Annotated in this window: 12 protein-coding genes; 3 read left to right on the top strand and 9 right to left on the bottom strand. The window is 69.3% G+C overall.

What is annotated here, in order from left to right; translation table 11 throughout:
* Positions 1–172 precede the first annotated feature (172 nt).
* The 3 genes from JHY01_RS05970 (at position 173) to JHY01_RS27610 (ending at position 7684) form a co-directional block, all read left to right on the top strand.
* Entirely contained in the window at positions 173–2512 is a 2340-nt protein-coding gene (locus JHY01_RS05970; protein ID WP_205324700.1) for a glycoside hydrolase N-terminal domain-containing protein, read from the top strand.
* A 283-nt stretch (positions 2513–2795) separates the two neighbouring features.
* Positions 2796–3044 (top strand): hypothetical protein, encoded by a 249-nt coding sequence (locus tag JHY01_RS05965; protein ID WP_205324699.1) that lies wholly within the window; start codon positions 2796–2798, stop codon positions 3042–3044.
* Positions 3045–3136: 92 nt separating this feature from the next.
* The gene (locus JHY01_RS27610) at positions 3137–7684 is read left to right on the top strand and encodes a discoidin domain-containing protein (protein ID WP_205324698.1); all 4548 of its coding nucleotides are present in this window, start codon (positions 3137–3139) and stop codon (positions 7682–7684) included.
* Between the two features lie 333 nt (positions 7685–8017).
* On the opposite strand, the gene JHY01_RS05955 is transcribed toward JHY01_RS27610, so the two are convergent.
* The 9 genes from JHY01_RS05955 to JHY01_RS05915 all read right to left on the bottom strand — a co-directional run bounded on the left by JHY01_RS05955 (position 8018) and on the right by JHY01_RS05915 (position 16412).
* Entirely contained in the window at positions 8018–8407 is a 390-nt protein-coding gene (locus JHY01_RS05955) for a DUF302 domain-containing protein (RefSeq protein WP_205324697.1), read from the bottom strand.
* A gap of 266 nt (positions 8408–8673) precedes the next feature.
* A complete protein-coding gene (locus tag JHY01_RS05950; RefSeq protein ID WP_205324696.1) occupies positions 8674–9795 on the bottom strand; it encodes an Mrp/NBP35 family ATP-binding protein in 1122 nt (373 codons plus the stop codon).
* The gene (locus tag JHY01_RS05945) at positions 9792–10892 is read right to left on the bottom strand and encodes a 2-oxoacid:ferredoxin oxidoreductase subunit beta (protein ID WP_205324695.1); all 1101 of its coding nucleotides are present in this window, start codon (positions 10890–10892) and stop codon (positions 9792–9794) included. The genes JHY01_RS05950 and JHY01_RS05945 overlap by 4 nt, the downstream gene beginning before the upstream one ends.
* A complete protein-coding gene (locus JHY01_RS05940; RefSeq protein WP_205324694.1) occupies positions 10889–12736 on the bottom strand; it encodes a 2-oxoacid:acceptor oxidoreductase subunit alpha in 1848 nt (615 codons plus the stop codon). Before JHY01_RS05940 ends, JHY01_RS05945 begins: the two co-directional genes overlap by 4 nt.
* The gene (fdxA, locus tag JHY01_RS05935) at positions 12733–13071 is read right to left on the bottom strand and encodes a ferredoxin (protein ID WP_205324693.1); all 339 of its coding nucleotides are present in this window, start codon (positions 13069–13071) and stop codon (positions 12733–12735) included. Before fdxA ends, JHY01_RS05940 begins: the two co-directional genes overlap by 4 nt.
* A gap of 30 nt (positions 13072–13101) precedes the next feature.
* A complete protein-coding gene (locus JHY01_RS05930; protein WP_205324692.1) occupies positions 13102–13875 on the bottom strand; it encodes an ABC transporter ATP-binding protein in 774 nt (257 codons plus the stop codon).
* Positions 13872–14738: an ABC transporter permease gene (locus JHY01_RS05925; RefSeq protein WP_205324691.1), complete on the bottom strand. Its 867-nt coding sequence runs from the start codon at positions 14736–14738 to the stop codon at positions 13872–13874. Before JHY01_RS05925 ends, JHY01_RS05930 begins: the two co-directional genes overlap by 4 nt.
* 24 nt (positions 14739–14762) lie before the next feature.
* On the bottom strand, positions 14763–16172 hold the full coding sequence (locus JHY01_RS05920) for an ABC transporter substrate-binding protein (protein WP_205324690.1): 1410 nt from the start codon (positions 16170–16172) through the stop codon (positions 14763–14765).
* 12 nt (positions 16173–16184) lie between these two features.
* On the bottom strand, positions 16185–16412 hold the full coding sequence (locus JHY01_RS05915) for a ferredoxin family protein (RefSeq protein ID WP_205324689.1): 228 nt from the start codon (positions 16410–16412) through the stop codon (positions 16185–16187).
* Positions 16413–16420 lie beyond the last annotated feature (8 nt).

The raw sequence follows: 16420 nt of genomic DNA, 5'->3' as shown, positions 1-16420 counted from the left end.
GAGGACGCCGCGCGACCCCACCCTCCGGCAGGCAGCCGGACATCCGAACTTCTGCTCGGCACGGCGGAGGTTCGCGGCGAGCAGGTCGGGCGGGACGGTCTCGAAGACTTGCCATCAGCAGGTAGTCACGCTACCGTGAACCTTCACGGAACGGTGCTACGAGGAGTGTTCTATGGCCGCTGATGAGTCGCAAGTTCCAGAGGGCAGGGCGATCGAACTCGATCGACCCGCGAAGGAGTTCCATGAGGCGTTCCTGCTCGGCAACGGCGCGTTGGGAGCGACGGTGTACGGGCGGCCCGGCATCGAGGAGTTCGACCTGAACCTCGACACCGTCTGGTCCGGTGGGCCCCGCAGCGAACCGGGAATCGGAGATTCGCCCGGAGTGCTTCTCGCCGAGGTGCGATCGGCTATCGCCTCTGGCGACCACGATCTGGCCGACCGGCTCGCACGAGCGATCCAGGGCGAGGGCTGGACCGAGTCCTACCAGCCGCTCGGAAGGCTCCGATGGCACTGGGGCGGCGGCGAAACCGCCGGACCATACCTGCGGAGGCTCGACCTCGCGCAAGCGATCACCCGGGTCGAGACCAGTGTCTCGGCCATGGAGGCTTACGTGAGCGCCCCGGACGGCGTGCTCGTCGCCGAGGCCGAAGGACCAGGGGAGACGCCGATCGGACTCGGATTCGAGTCCCCGCACTCGGGGGTCGAGGTGTCGACGTGGGAAGCGGAGGGCGTCGAATGGCTCATCGCAGTCGGGCGTGCCCCGAGCCTTGTACTGCCGAACTACGTCGAGGAAGACGATGCAGTCCAGTACGGACAGGACTCGCCGGGGGCCGACGGCACCGTCGCCGCCGGGATGGGCTGGGCGGTCGCCGCGGCGCAAGTCGGCAAGCGGATCGTCGTCTCGGCGGCGAGCGGCTTTCGCGGCCACCGCGAGCGCCCCAGCGCGGACTTCGCGCGCTTGGCGGAAGCGGCGAAGTCGCGGGTTCGCGCCGCGCTCGGCCAAGCGCCCGCTGAGCTTCGGCGGCGGCATGTCGAGGACTACACCGCGCTCTTCGACCGGGTGCGGCTCGACCTCGCCGCTTCCGGTGATCCGGCGGCGCTGGCCGCCCAGCGGTATTTCGACTTCGGCCGCTACCTGCTCATCTCCTGCAGTCGACCGGGCACGCAGGCGGCGAACCTCCAGGGCATCTGGAACGTCGACGTCCGCCCGGGTTGGAGCGCGAACTACACGACCAACATCAATGTCGAGATGAACTACTGGGGCGCCGAGGCCGCAGGGCTGCCCGAGTTGCACGAGCCCTTGTTCGATCTGGCGCGTGATCTCGCCGACGCCGGAAGGGCCACCGCGGCGAACGTCTACGGGGCCGCCGGCTCGGCGGTGCATCACAACACCGACCTCTGGCGGTTCACCGAGGCGGTCCACGGCGATCCGCAATGGGCGAACTGGCAGACCGGGTTCGCGTGGATCGCCGCGCACCTCGGCGATCACCTCGACTACCGGTGGGACGAGGACTTCGCGCGATCGACCGCGGCACCCGTCATGCACGCCGTCACCGAGTTCCTCCTGGACCAGCTTGTCGAGGACGCCGACGGGCTCAAGGTCGTCAGCCCTTCGACGTCACCGGAGCACCGCTTCCGCTCCGGTGACGACTTCGGCACGGTGACGGCCGGATCCACGATCGACCAGGAACTCACCGCCCAGATGCTGAGCCGGTACCTCCAGCTGGCCGCCCAGCTCGGCCTTGCCGATGGACTCGCGGAGCGCTGCCGCAAAGCGCTCGCGCATTTGCGGCTCCCCGCGATCGATGCGGCGGGGCGGCTCAGCGAATGGGCCGGCCCGCTGCTGCCCAGCGAACTCGACCACCGGCACCTCTCCCACCTCTACGGGGCCTTCCCCGGAACGCGCATCACCGAGACGAAGGATCCCTACGCGTTCGAGGCCGTCCGAAAGGCACTGGTGTACCGGCTCGAGCACGGGAGCGGCTACACCGGCTGGAGTCAGGCCTGGGTCCTCTGCCTCGCCGCGCGGCTCCGTGATCGCGTCCTCGCCGAACGCTCGCTCGGGACGCTCGTCGACGAGCTGAGCTCCGAATCGCTCCTTGACCTGCACCCGCACGGCGACTGGCCCGGCGGCATGATCTTCCAGATCGACGGGAACCTGGGCGCGATCGCGGGGATCGCGGAGCTGCTGCTCCAAAGCCACGACGGCGCCTTGTCGCTGCTGCCGACCCTGCCTGACTCCTGGAACGCCGGGACGGTGACGGGTTTGCGTGCCCGAGGGGATCGCACTGTCGACCTTGCCTGGGACGCAGGCGTTCTGGAACATGCCCGGATTCGCACCGCCATAGGCGGTGACCTGGTGGTCGAGCTGGACGCGGGACTGGCGTTCTCGGTCGCGGACGCGTCGGGCGAGCCGATCGAGCCGCGACTGGAGGCGACTGCCGCGCGCGGTCGCGAGCGCTGGCGTTGGCCGGCCGAGGCGGGCCGGACGTACGAGATCGGCGCCAAGTGAGCAGGTACCGCAGTGCATGGCATCGGCACCCTCGATGGAAGGAAGGCGAGGTGGCGTGGTGGTCGGCCACTTCGGGGGGCGACACGGACCTGCTCAACGCCTTACCCGGCGCACTTCGCGCGGGTCCTCCGGAGGATCTTGACAAGATCATCGTCTATCAATATCGTGAACCTTCACGGGAATCATTGTGAAGGTCCTTGAGTTGGTGCTGAGCGCGGAGCGCCCTCGATCGGAGGCGGGTCCTACCGGCCCCGCACACCCCTGCATAACCGAAGGAGGAGCCATGACTGACAACCCCTCCCGCTCCGTCCTCTCCCGACACATCGTTCTCGCGGCGAGCGGCGCCTCCGCCGTCGCGGGCCACCTGGCGACCGCCGCGAGCCGGGCTTCGGCGCAGGAGGCGACCGCCGAATGCGAGCCGGTCACCTACCCGGTCCCGGAGGGGATCGCGCAGAACACGAGCTTCGATGCGCGGGTGCGCGTCCCCGGCGGCCTCTGGGAGCCGCTCGGGGTGACCTTCGAACACCCTTGAGCCACCGCAGTGCGCTGCCGCCCCGGGCACTGCGGCCCCGAAATATCCATCCATGTCACCTGTTCAATGTGCAATCGACAGAGGAGTCCATCGTGCACACCCCATCAGTACCTGCCCGCGGCCCGAGCGGCGCAGCCCGCAGGGCATTCGTGCTCATTGCGGCCCTGACGCTCGCCCTCGGCCTCGCCCCCTTCGCCCCGATGGCCGCACCGGCCGCGGCCCAGGAGACCGGAGCGTGCGACGTGCAGTTCCACTCCACCGTCTCCGAAGCGGGCTTCACCCACCCCGGTATCGGCTTGACCGAGCCCGTGCTCGCCAACGTCCGCGACCAGATCGCCGCGGGCGCCGAACCCTGGACCTCCTCGTTCGAAGCGCTCAAGCACTCCTACGCCGCCGCCGACAACGTGACGTCCTCGAACCGCAGCGGCACCGACCCGAGCAAGCCCGCCTCGGACGCGTTCAACAGCCAGGGCTTCAACTCCCGGTTCATCGCCGACGGGCTGAAGGCCTACACGCAGTCGGTCATGTACGTGCTCACCGGTGAGGAGGTCTATCGCAAGAACGCGCTCGACATCATCCGCATCTGGGAGCAGATGGACCCCGCGAAGTACGTGTACTTCACCGACTCGCACATCCACACCGGCATCCCCTTGAACCGCATGCTCACCGCCGCCGAGCTGCTGCGCTACACCAGCTGCGGCGAGGGCGAGGCGCACCCGTGGACCGACGAGGACACGCGCCTGCTCACCGAGAACCTGATCGAGCCCTCGATCGCGACTTTCATGTCCTCCCCGGACCACTTCATGAACCAGCACAACTACCCGCTGCTCGGTTCGATGGCCGGGGCGATCTTCATGGACGACAAGGCGCTCTACGACGAGAAGGTGGAGTGGTTCACCGTCAACGCGACGGCGAAGGACCAGGGCTTCAACGGCTCCATCGCGCGCCTGTTCCGCTGGGTCGACACCAACGACGCCACCGGTGAACCGATCGACGACCCCCATGTGCAGCACGTCGAGATGGGCCGCGACCAGGCCCACGGCGGCGGCGACATCACCAACGCGACGATCCTCGCCCGGATGATGATCGGGCAGGGCACGAAGGTGGACCCCGTCGAGGGCACCGTCTCGACCGCCGACGACGCCGTGGGACCGTACGAGTTCCTGGGCGACCGCATCCTCGCCGCCGCCGACTACTTCTGGCAGTTCATGCTCGGCTACGACACCGAGTGGACCCCGGTCGCCTACGCGATCTCGCCCGACGGCACGATCCGCGACACCTACAACCACATTTCGAACTCCTACCGCGGCCGCTATGTGACCGCGAGCTTCTGGGAGATCTACTATCACTACGCGTTCGAACGCGGGGAGGACGTCGAGGCCATCGCGCCCTACTTCGCCGAAGCGTACGCGAAGCGGCCCGGGCCGCTGTTCTACTACGGCGGCAACGTCAACGACGCCTGGAACGTGGGCGACGGCGGCGGTGACTCCTGGCTGTTCGCCCCGGCAGAGGCCGCCGGGGAGGCCGTCCCCGCGCTGCCCGCCAGCGGCACGATCCTCGAAGTCGAAGACCGCTACACCCACCTGGCCGGCGACGTCGAGACGATCGCCGACGGCGACACCGGCTACGTCCGGATGTCGGCGGCCGCCGAGGGCGCGAAGATCGCCTACCTCAACGGTTCGACCTCCAAGAACCTCATCGGATTCCGCGTCCGCACCGACGGCCGGGCGGTCCTGAAACTGGACTCGCGCAACGTGATCGTCCCCGACACCGGCGGGGCATGGCGCTACGTCATGCTCGACCGCGCCATCGGCGACATCCTCTTCATCGAGGCCACCGGCGCGACCGTCGACGTGGACCACATCAACACCAACGCCGCCGTCGAGCTGACCCCGCCGTCGTTCGCGGCCGACGCACCCGACCGGGTGATCGCCTGGGACGGCGCCACCGCCACCGCCGACCTCGCCGCCGTCGACACCGGCGGCGACCCGATCGCATACAGCGTCACCGGACTCCCCGAAGGCGCCGAACTCGACGCGGCGACCGGGGAGCTCACCTGGACGCCGACCGGCGAGGCCGCCGCCACGGTCACGATCACCGCCACTGACGGCACTGTCGTCGTCTCGCGGCGGCTCGCCCTGGACGCCGCCGCCGACCGGGCCGGGGCCCTCGCTCTCACTGAGGACGCCTACGATCCCGACGCCCTCTACGTCAAGGCCACCGAGGAGGCTTTCACCGCGGCCCACGACGCCGCCGAAGCACTCAGGAAGAGGGGCACCGACACCGAATTCGGCGCGGCCCTCGCCGAGCTCCGCGCCGCCACGACTGCGCTGCAACTGGTCTCGCCCCGATCCGCCCTGGACGGCAGCCTCGACTATCCGGGTTTGGAGGCCTCCTCGACCGCCGGCACCAGCATCTGGAACTGGGTGGACGGCAACAACCAGACCGGCACCTGGTACGGCCAGGCCCAGAACCTCTCCCACACCATCGACTTCGGGCCCGACTTCAAGGTCTCGGCGAGCAAGTTCGGCTTCCAGAGCAACATCTTCGCCGACCGCCTCGCCAACTCGGCCGTCTTCGGATCGAACGACGGCACCGAGTGGACCCGCCTCACCCCGGGGACCACGGCGTTCACGCAGGAGTTCAACACCCTGGACGTGGACCCCGAGCTCCAGGACGACCAGTTCCGCTACATCAAGGTCCAGATGCTCGAACCCCAGCCCGACGTCCTGTACGGCATCGTGCGAAACCTGTTCGAGGTCAACGAGTTCCACATATGGGGCGACCGCCACGAGATCGGCAACCTGATCGCCGCCTCCTCGATCGCCTCCGACCAGGCCGTCGCCGGGAAGGTCGCCGTGGGCGACACCGTCGATGTCACCGTCACCGCGAGGGAGCCGCTCGCCTCACTCACCGCCACCGCCTCCGGAAACGTCGTCGAAGCATCCTCCGAGGACGGTCTCACCTGGACCGCGTCCGTCCCGCTGGACGGCGCAGAACCAGGTCCGGTCACCCTCGAGATCGGCTACACCGACGCCAACGGCCGACCCGGACCGACGTTCTACGGCACCACCGACGGCACCGCCCTCTTCCTCGGCGGCGACCGCGACCACCGGGTCGACGTCACCGCTCTCGCCACCGTGACCGCCTCCGACAAGCAGTGGCCCGGCAACGGGCTCAGCGCCGAAGAGGTCGGCTACCTCCTCTTCGACGGTGACGGCACCACGGCCGGGGACCTGAACACCGGCAGCGGCTCCTACTACACGCTCGACTTCGGTGAAGGCGCGAGTGTCCGCCTCGACGAGGTGTACTTCCTGCCGAGGGCCTGCTGCGCCACCCGGGCCAACGGCACGATCGTGCAAGGCTCCGACGACGGCCAGTCCTGGACCGATCTCACCGAGGTCCTGACCGGTGCCGCACAAGGCAAGTGGCTCCAACGCGACGCTGCGGGCGACCAGCACTTCCGGCACTTCCGGATCTACAACGCCGGGGCTTGGAACGGCAACCTCGCCGAAGTCGAGTTCTACGGCGACTTCACCTACGACGACGCGTATTTCGAGTCCCGCGTCCGCGACAGCTCGACGGCGACGCGCGCCAGCGCCTACACCTATGAGGAGGAGGTCGCGCGAATCCGTGCCGCACTCGCCGAGGAGGGCGCCGACCGGACGGCCCTGCTGAACCAGCTCCTCGCCGCAGCGGATCTCCTCGTGCCGCAGACCTCGCTCTTCCCCGAGGTCGAACCCGATGCCGCGGGCGTGACCGCCTCCAGCGTCTCCTGGGACGGCAAGGCCGACGCCGCCGCGAACGGCTGGCGCGCGTTCGACGGCGACGCGACCACCTCTCCGGACACCACCAGCGCCTCAGGCTGGGTTCGGGTCGACCTCGGTGAAGGGGGCGAAGTCGCGCTCGCGGGTGTGAACTACCTGCCGCGCACCGGGAACCACCTCCGCATGAACGGTGCCCAGATTCAGGGTTCCAACGACGGGACGACCTGGGACGCACTCGCCACGATCTCCGGAGTGACCAAGGCCGAATGGGGCAGTGTCGCCATCGAGAGCGGCACCGCCTACCGCTACCTGCGGTATTCGACCAGCACGGGCTTCGCCAACGTCGCCGAACTCGTGTTCGTCGAGCGCACCGTCGACCGCACGCTGGTCGACCTCCTCCTCGGCCGCGCCGAGCTCCTCGACGAAGCCGACTGGACCGCGCACTCGTGGACCGCACTCGCCGCGGCCGTCGCGACCGGTGAGGACTTGGCCGACGACGCCGGCCAAGCCGAAGTGGACGCCGCCGCCGAAGCGATCGACGCGGCGATCGACGGCCTGGTCTGGAACGTGCCCGAGTGGGACGAGACGACGAGGTACACCGCCGGCGCGCGCGTTGCCTACGAAGGCGATGTCTATGTCGCCCAGTGGTGGACGCGCGGCCAGGTCCCGGGCGAGTCGCCGTACTCGGCTTGGGCCGAAGTCGGGACCGCGCTGTACTGCGGCGGTGACCGGCTGACCGAATGGACCGCGTCCGCGATCTACGAGGAGGGCGCCGAGGCCGTCCACGATGGCAAGCGCTGGCGTGCCGAGTGGTGGACCCGCAACCAGGAACCCGGGATGGCGGGAGTCTGGGAAGAGGTCGGCGCCTGCTGACCCGCTCACTCACCGCCTCGTCCCGCGACTCGTCTCAGCGGGGCGGGGCGGTGCTTTCCGTCCCCACGGCCCTCGCCGCAAGAGCCGCCGACATCGTCGCGCGGACGCCGGACGGCTTCCAATCGATGTGGAGGGTCCTGGGGCGAAGCTGGGGGAATCGCGTCCGCTCCTGTCCGCGACATGGCTCGTCGCCGTCGGGATGATGATCGTTTCGCAGGCGTGCGGAAGCGGGCGATGGGGCTCCGATGCTGCGCAGCCGCCGGTGATGATCGCGTTCGCGGCCGTGTTCCCTGGCACCGGGGAGGACCGCGAAGAGGCACCGGTCCTTCCAGCTCAGGGGCGCATGCCCTCAATCGCGGCGCGCAGGCGCCGGCCGGCCTCGGCCGCGACCGGGGCGAGGTCCGGTTCGCCGGTGACGTCGACCAAGATCTGCGGCGCCACCGCTTCGACCACGGTCTCGTTCCCGTCGGCGCGGACGACGACATTGCAGGGAAGCAACAGCCCGATTCGCCGGTCGACCTCGAGAGCCTGAAAGGCCAGGACTGGATTGCACGCTCCGAGGATGAGGTAGTCTTCGGTCTCCTCGCCGATCTTCTCGCGAAGGGTCGCCCGCACGTCGATTTCAGTGAGGACACCGAAGCCCTGCTCCTGCAACGCTTCGCGGACCAGGTCCACCGTGTCGACGAACGGCTTCCTCAGTCGAATCGTTGTCCAGTACTCCATGTCGGCCCCCGGTCGATTGATCCTTCATGTCGGTTCCCGCGACGCGCCGGCGTTCATGCCTCGCCGGGCGCCCGCCGCCCCAGACTATGGGGATCGCTGTCGCCATGTGCGGTTTCCGTTTCGGTCCCCGGTCATGAGCCGGACGCGGAGGGGCGGGCGGTCCTGCCGAAGCGCGGCCGCACTCGCTCGCCCTCCTCCGCCCGATAGAGGTCCTCGATCTCGCCCGATCTGCCGTTGCCTTGGCGCGCAGGCTCAGCGACAGCTTCTCAGACCATGTCCAGTGCGAGCCGCCGGCCGGCCAGCCCTCTCGGGCGGTCCGCGATCCAGGCGCCCACCGACTGGAGCACCGAAGCCGCCGAACCGCCGTCTTCTTTCAGGACGAGCGGGATGCCCTCGTCGCCACCGGTGCCGATTCCCGGATCGATCGGGATCCGCCCCAGTAGTGGGACCTCGTAGCCGAGCGTCGTGGTGAGGGTCTCGGCCACCTGAGCGCCGCCGCCTGATCCGAAGGGCTCCCAGACGTCCCCTGTGGGCAGGTCGGCCCAGGCCATGTTCTCGATGACCCCGACGATCCGCTGCTTGGTCTGCAATGCAACTGTGCCGGCGCGTTCGGCGACCTCGGCGGCGGAGAGGTGCGGGGTGGTCACCACCAGGGTCTCGGCGCTGGGAAGCAGCTGCGCGAGCGTGATCTGGACGTCTCCGGTCCCCGGTGGCATGTCGACCAGCAGCACGTCGAGGTCGCCCCAGTAGACGTCGACCAGGAACTGCTCCAGGGCTCGGTGCAGCATCGGTCCCCGCCAGAGCACGGCGGCGTTCCCTTCCGTGAACATCCCCATCGAGATCACCTTCACGCCGTGTCCGATCGGCGGCATGATCATCTGCTCCACCTGTATCGGCATGGTCCGCACGCCGAGTGCTCGCGGGATCGAGTGCCCGTAGATGTCCGCGTCCAGCACTCCGACGGCGAGCCCGCGAAGCGCCAGGGCGGCGGCGAGGTTCGCGGTCACGCTCGATTTCCCGACCCCGCCCTTCGCCGATGCGATGCAGTAGACCCGGGTCAGCGAGCCGCGGGCGGCGAACGGGACGGCTCGCTCCTCGCCTCCGCCCTTGAGCCGCTTCCGCAGGTCGGTCCGCTGCTCGTCGGTCATCACGTCCAGTTCGACCACGACCGACGACACGCCCTCCACCTGCTCCACGGCGGTGGTCACGTCGCCGGTGATCTTCTCCCGCAGTGGACAGCCTGACACGGTGAGCGCCACCGTGACCGTGACCGCTCCGCCGTCGAGCGCGACGTCGCGGACCATGCCCAGTTCGGTGATGGGCCGCCCGATCTCGGGGTCGTGGACCGTTTCCAGCGCCGCGTCGATCCGATCTCGAAGACTGCTCATGCCTCGCTCCTCTCGGGGACGTTCCAGGTCTCGGGCCCGGCGATCACATCGGCGATCGACGGCGGCCGCGCTGCACGGGCCAGGGCCGCCTGGTCGCGGACGTCGTCGTCGTACGCGGGCCGAGACACGCTCCGGAAGACGCCGGTGACGGTGGTCGAGAGGTCCTGCGTCGAGAGTCGGGAGAGCGCGAACGCCGTGGACGGGTCCTCGTCGTCCGGGTCGTGGACCAGGATCGTCCCCGGGTTGGCGTCACTGCGCGCCATCACGGCCAGACTCCCGCGCCGGTCGCGGACCACGACCTGCGTGGCCCGGCCGTCGTCGCCGACCGGCCCGAGTTCGACCTCTTCCCCGGCGCGGAGGCGGATCAGCCGATGCAGCGCCTGTTCCGGGTCCTTCAGGGTGTCGAAGGCGCCGGCGTTGAAGATCGGGCAGTTCTGGTAGATCTCCACGAGCGCCGTTCCCCGATGCTCGGCGGCTTCGCGGAGGACTTCGGTGAGCCCTTCCCGGTCCGAGTCCATCGCCCGCGCGACGAAAGTCGCCTCGGCCCCGAGCGCGAGCGAGACGGGGTTGAACGGCGCGTCGGGGGAACCGGCCGGGCTCGACTTCGTCACCATCCCCTTGTCGCTCGTCGGCGAGTACTGGCCCTTCGTGAGCCCGTAGACGCGGTTGTTGAACAGCAGGATCTTCAGGTTCACGTTGCGGCGCAGCGCGTGGATCAGGTGGTTGCCGCCGATCGACAGGGCGTCGCCGTCGCCGGTGATCACCCAGACGGAGAGGTCCGGCCGCGCCACCGCCAGACCGGTGGCGATCGCGGGCGCCCGGCCGTGGATCGAGTGCATGCCGTAGGTGTCGAGGTAGTACGGGAACCGGGACGAGCAGCCGATCCCGGAGACGAAGACGATGTTCTCCCTGCGCAGCCCCAACTCGGGGAGCATCGCCTGAACGGTGCTGAGGATGACGTAGTCGCCGCAGCCGGGGCACCAGCGGACCTCCTGATCCGACCGGTAGTCGGCGGCCTTCTGCGGGTTCGGATCGCGTGGGACCAGCGCGGTCCCCGAACGTCCTCCGGATGGCATTTCGATGTCGACCACGGTCATGCCGGGACCCCTTCCATCTGTTCGAGCAGGACGCCCTCGAGTTCGTCGGCTTTGAACGGCTGCCCGGTGACCTTGGTGTGGCTGATGATGTCGGTCTTCTCGCGGGCCCGGAGCAGCAGCGCGAGCTGGCCGAGGTTCATCTCGGGGACGACCACCCGGTCGTAGGAGGCGAGGACGGCGTCGAGGTTGGCCGGGAACGGGCACAGGTGACGCAGATGCGCCTGCGCCACGGTGTGACCCTGGGACCGCAGCCGGCGCACCGCGGCCCGGATCGGGCCGTACGTCGATCCCCATCCGAGTACCAGCAGCCGGCTCGCGTCCGGGTCGTCGACGTCGAGGTCGGCCACGGCGATGCCGTCGATCTTCGCCTGCCGGGTGCGGACCATCACCTCGTGGTTCTGCGGATCGTAGGAGATGGCGCCGGTCCGGTCCGCCTTCTCCAAGCCGCCGATCCGGTGCTGCAGGCCGGGCGTCCCGGGGATCGCCCAGGACCGCGCCAGCGTCTCGCGGTCGCGCAGGTAGGGCCAGTAGTCGCCGCTGCCGTCGGTCGCGTTGGGCCCGGTCGCGAAACCGGGGTCGATCGGCGCCAGTGCGGCTACGTCGGGCAGCAGCCACGGCTCGGAGCCGTTGGCCAGCGCGCCGTCGGAGAGCAGCAGCACCGGGGTGCGGTAGGTGACCGCGATCCTGGCCGCTTCGACGGCGGCGTCGAAGCAGTCCGATGGGGACCGAGGTGCCACGATCGGTACCGGCGACTCGCCGTGCCGTCCGAACCGCGCCTGCAGCAGGTCGGCCTGCTCGGTCTTGGTCGGCAGCCCGGTGGAGGGGCCGCCGCGCTGGACGTCGACGATCAGCAGCGGCAGTTCGGTCATGACCGCGAGGGCGATGGTCTCGGATTTGAGGGCGATCCCCGGACCGGAGGTGGTGGTGACGCCGAGCGCGCCGCCGAACGAGGCTCCCAGGGCCGCGCCGATCGCGGCGATCTCGTCTTCGGCCTGGATGGTGAGCAGGTCGAAGTTCTTGTGTCGGGCGAGCTCGTGGAGGATGTCGGAGGCGGGGGTGATGGGGTAGGTCCCGAGCACGACCTTCATCTCGGCGACCCAGCCCGCGGCGAGGATGCCGAGTGCCAGGGCGGCGTTCCCGCTGACCTGGCGGTACTCGCCGGCGGGCAGTGCCGCGGGTGCGACGCGGTAGGTCGTGGCGAACAGCTCGGTGGTCTCGCCGTAGTTCCAGCCGGCGCGGAACGCGAGCACATTCGCCTCGGCGACCTGGGGCTTCTTCTTGAACTTCGCTTGCAGCGCTTCCTCGATGCCGGCGGTCGGGCGGCCGTACATCCACGAGAGCAGTCCGAGGGCGAACATGTTGCGCGACCGCAGTGCGTCCTTGCGTCCCAAACCGATAGGTGCGACGGCGCCGAGCGTGATCGCGCCCATGGCGACCCGATGCACGGTGAGGTGGTCGAGCGATCCGTCTTCGAGCGGATCGGTCGGGTACCCGGCTTTGGCCAGGTTGCGTCTGGTGAACTCGTCGGGGTCGCAGATCACCACCGCTCCGGCCCGCAGGTCCCCGATGTTGGCTTTGAGCGCTGCCGGGTTGAACGCGACCAGCACGTCAGGAGCGTCGCCGGGTGTATGGATGTCGGTGTCGGCGAAGTGCACCTGGAACGACGACACGCCATGGACGGTGCCTTGAGGAGCTCTGATCTCGGCCGGGTAGTCGGGCAGCGTCGCCAGGTCGTTGCCGAAGGCGGCGGTCTGGTGGGTGAACCGGTCTCCGAGCAGCTGCATCCCGTCGCCGGAGTCCCCGGCGAACCGGACGACCACCTTGTCGGTCTCAATGGTGGTCATGACGCCTCGTATCCGGCGATGAAGGGCGTGTCCACGCCGATCTCGCCTATCCGCTTCGCCCCGCCGACGCGGCCCAGCGGTTCGCTTCGGCCCGGCAGCAGCTCGTGGAAGAACCGCGCGTTGTCGGCGATGAACTCGGCCTCCTCGTCGGGGACGTCGTCGGCGGGCAGGATCGCCTCCACCGGGCAGACCGGTTCGCAGGCGCTGCAGTCGATGCACTCGTCGGGGTTGACGTAGGCGCTGCGCGCTCCGATGTAGATGCAGTCGACCGGGCATTCTTCGACGCAGGCCCGGTCCGTCACGTCGACGCAAGCGGAACCGATGACAAAGGTCATGGGAGGGAACCTTCCTGAAGGCTTCTGGGGTCAGGACTGGGGGAGGTCGGGGGAGTGGCCGAGTAGCGCGAGGATCTCCTGGCGCTGACCGGCGAACTCCGGCCCGAGCTGGGCGCCCGCCTGCCGTGGGCGGGCCACGTCGACGATGCGGGCCGCCCGGGCGGGGCGGGAGGTCAGGACGACCACCCGATCGCCCAGCAGGAGCGCCTCGTCGACGTCGTGGGTCACGAACAGAATCGTGGTGCGGTGGCGCCGCCAGACCGAGACGAGGAGTCGTTGCATCTCCAAGCGGGTCTGGGCGTCGAGCGCTCCGAACGGCTCGTCCATGAGCAGCACTCGCGGTTCGGCGGCCAAGGTCCGGGCCAGCTGCACGCGCTGGCGCATGCCGCCCGAGAGCCGCCGCGGCAGGTGGTCGGCGAATCCGGTGAGGCCCACCTGGTCGAGCAGGCCGGCGGCGATGCCGCGCCGTTGTCTGCGGGGCACGCCGCGCATGGCGAGCGCGAACTCGACGTTGCGCCGCGCGGTCCGCCACGGCAGCAGGGCGTCTTCTTGGAAGACCATGGCGCACTTGGTGTCGGGATGGTCGTGTGGTTCGCCGTCGACGCGGGCCGCGCCTGCGGCGACGGGCTGGAGGCCGGCGAGGGCGCGGAGGATGGTCGACTTGCCGCAGCCCGAGGGCCCCAGCAGGATGACCACCTCGCCGGGTTCGACGACGAGGTCGATTTCGGCCGCGGGGCCGTCGGCGTAGTCGATGCGCACGTCGCGGAGTTCGACGCGGGCCCCGGTCGCGATCGCGGTGCTCACATGCCCTCCCCTGGCAGCCACCGGTTGACCCGGCGGCCGATCCGCTCGATCGCCCACGAGGTCGTGAAGCCGAGCAGGCCGATGGTGAGCATCCCGGTGACCACGCCCGCGTAGTCGAGCAGCGAGTAGGACATCCAGGTCCAGTAGCCGACGCCGAACTGGCCGGAGATCATCTCGGCGCTGATGACGCAGATCCAGGCGACGCCCATGCTCACTGACAGTCCGGAGAAGATGGACGGCATCGCGCCGGGGAAGACCACGTGCACGAGCACCTGCCAGCGGTTCGCTCCGAGCGTCCGGGCCGCGTCGGTCCATACCGGAGGGAGTGTCTTCATGGCGTGGATCGTCGCCACCGTGATCGGGAAGAACGCCGCGAAAGCGGTGATGAACACGATCCCCTGTTCGCCGGTCGGGAAGAGCAGGATGGCGATCGGGACCAGCGCGATGGCCGGGACCGGTCGCGCCACCTCGATCAGGGGCCGGACCAATGCGGCGGTCGTTCTCGACCGTCCGATGGCGATCCCGACCAGTACGCCGATCACGCCGGCGAGCGCGAAGCCGGTGAGGATGCGCCCCAGGCTGGCGAGGACGTGCCGGTAGAAGACCGGCGTCTCCAGTTGCAGCTGGATCGAGGCGCCGACCTCCGCGGGGCCGGGCAGCTTGTCGAATCGCAGCCATGCGACCACGTCGTGGTGGGTGAGCAGCTGCCACGCCGCGAGGGCGGCGAGGATCGGGACCGCCGGCAGGAGCCGGCGGATCGCCCGGAGGCGCGAGCGGTTCGGCGGCACCGTCGCCGCCCGGGCCCCGGTCGTCTCGGGGGTCGAGAGGAGATCGGCCGTCGGCCGTTCCTGTGTGGTCGTCATGGGGGTTCGGTTCCTTCCGCTCGGTCAGACGCTGGTGAGAGCGGTCTGGTAATCGATGACCTGCGAGCCGGCATGTTCGATGGCGTACGCGTCGGCGTCGGCGACGGTGCCGAACGGCAGCAGGGTCGCGTTCTCGTCCGCGCTCGGGTCGCTCACCCAGGTCGCGTGCTCGCCGAAGATCCGGTTCCCCGAGGAGGTGTCAGGGACGTAGAGCGCTCGGTACTCGCCGCCCTGCGCGACCAGTCGGAGCAGGCAGGTCGGGGTGGCGGCGACCTGCGTGGACTCCTCGCCTGCGGGCCAGGCCTCGGAGGCGGTGGCGGGGTCGGCGACGTCGAGGTCGCAGATCTCGTCGTGGCCGGTGATCGCCGACGGGTTGGCCAGCGAGGCCTTGGTCTCCTCGTATGCCGCGCCGTAGCGTTCGCGCAGCGGATCCTCATCGACGAACTCGTCGAGGTCGAGTGTTTCGAGAGCGCCGAGTTCCTGCAGGAACGGCAGGCCGGTCTCGACCGCGCCGACGAGTACGTCCTTGATGGTCATGTCGAAGGTGACCGCCCCGTTCGGGCCGTTGTAGAGGTAGACCACCTCCGGCGGGAGCCCGGTGGCCTCAGCGACCATCATCGCGGCTTCCAGCGGATGCTCGTGAAGGAACTCCTCGGCCTCCTGCTGCGCGGCCAGGAACGCTTGCAGCACTTCGGGATGCTCATCGGTGTACGCGTCCGACGCGACCACGCCGTGGAAGGTGGGAACCCCTGTGTCGCCGTCGTGCAGCAGCCGGCCCTCACCGGAGAAGATGACGCGCTGGGGGAACGGGACGAACTGCGCGAGTGCGTCGACCTGGTCCGACTCCAGGGCGGTGACGCCGACCGGCGGGTCCTGGCCGAGCAGTTCGACGTCGTCGGGCGACAGGCCGGCCGCTGCGAGCGCGCTCACCAGGTTGCCGTGCGCGGTCGAGCCGAGGCTGGTCGAGATGACCTTGCCCTCCAGGTCGGTGAGCGTCGTCGCGTCGGACGAGTTCGGGACCACGATCTGGTTCAGCGAGCCGCTGAGGTTGTAGCCGGTGACGCTCACCCAGCTGGTCTTGACGTCGTCGTACTCGGCGGTCTTGGCGCCGTTGACCGAGAGCGGGAAGTCGCCCATCGATCCGATGTGGACTTTTCCGGCGATCATCTCGGCGGTCAGCGGCGGCCCGGAGGCGAAGTCGTGCCAGGTCAGGTCGTACGTCTCGCCGGTCTTCTCGGCGGCGGCGTCGAGGTGCTCCTCGAAGAGCCCGAGTTCTTTCATCAGGGTGCCCGCGGTGACCGTGTTGATGGTCTTGGACTGGTAGCCGACGGCCACCGGGACGACGCCGTCCTCGGCTCCGGCGGCGGCGCAGGCGGTGGTGCTCAGGAGTGCGCCGATGGCGAAGGCGGCCCCGATCTTCCGGTTCGTGTTCATGATCGGCCTCCTTCAGCGGAGCAGGTAGGGGATGTTGACGGTGACGGCGTCGACGGGGCAGCGGGCGGCGCAGGGGCCGCAGTACCAGCATTCGTCGACGTGCATGTAGGCCTTCTTGGTCTCCGGGTGGATCGCCAGGGAGTCCAACGGGCACATGTCGACGCAGAGGGTGCAGCCGTCGATGCACTTGGCCTCGTCGACGGTGACCGGGACGTCGGCGCGGAAGTTCGCTTGAGCCATGATGGTTC

The sequence above is a fragment of the Glycomyces sp. YM15 genome, assembly GCF_016918015.1.
In the GTDB taxonomy this organism is placed as follows: Bacteria; Actinomycetota; Actinomycetes; order Mycobacteriales; family Micromonosporaceae; genus Glycomyces.
The sequence above is the reverse complement of the archived record's forward strand: the minus strand, read 5'-3'. Positions and strand labels throughout refer to the sequence as shown.

What these genes read in the sequence shown, in the direction of transcription:
- fdxA (WP_205324693.1), bottom strand. Translation starts at nt 13,071, where the DNA reads ATGACCTTTGTCATCGGTTCCGCTTGCGTCGACGTGACGGACCGGGCC.
- JHY01_RS05955 (WP_205324697.1), bottom strand. Translation starts at nt 8,407, where the DNA reads ATGGAGTACTGGACAACGATTCGACTGAGGAAGCCGTTCGTCGACACG.
- JHY01_RS05945 (WP_205324695.1), bottom strand. Translation starts at nt 10,892, where the DNA reads ATGACCGTGGTCGACATCGAAATGCCATCCGGAGGACGTTCGGGGACC.
- JHY01_RS05915 (WP_205324689.1), bottom strand. Translation starts at nt 16,412, where the DNA reads ATGGCTCAAGCGAACTTCCGCGCCGACGTCCCGGTCACCGTCGACGAG.
- JHY01_RS05970 (WP_205324700.1), top strand. Translation starts at nt 173, where the DNA reads ATGGCCGCTGATGAGTCGCAAGTTCCAGAGGGCAGGGCGATCGAACTC.
- JHY01_RS05920 (WP_205324690.1), bottom strand. Translation starts at nt 16,172, where the DNA reads ATGAACACGAACCGGAAGATCGGGGCCGCCTTCGCCATCGGCGCACTC.
- JHY01_RS05925 (WP_205324691.1), bottom strand. Translation starts at nt 14,738, where the DNA reads ATGACGACCACACAGGAACGGCCGACGGCCGATCTCCTCTCGACCCCC.
- JHY01_RS05950 (WP_205324696.1), bottom strand. Translation starts at nt 9,795, where the DNA reads ATGAGCAGTCTTCGAGATCGGATCGACGCGGCGCTGGAAACGGTCCAC.
- JHY01_RS05940 (WP_205324694.1), bottom strand. Translation starts at nt 12,736, where the DNA reads ATGACCACCATTGAGACCGACAAGGTGGTCGTCCGGTTCGCCGGGGAC.
- JHY01_RS05965 (WP_205324699.1), top strand. Translation starts at nt 2,796, where the DNA reads ATGACTGACAACCCCTCCCGCTCCGTCCTCTCCCGACACATCGTTCTC.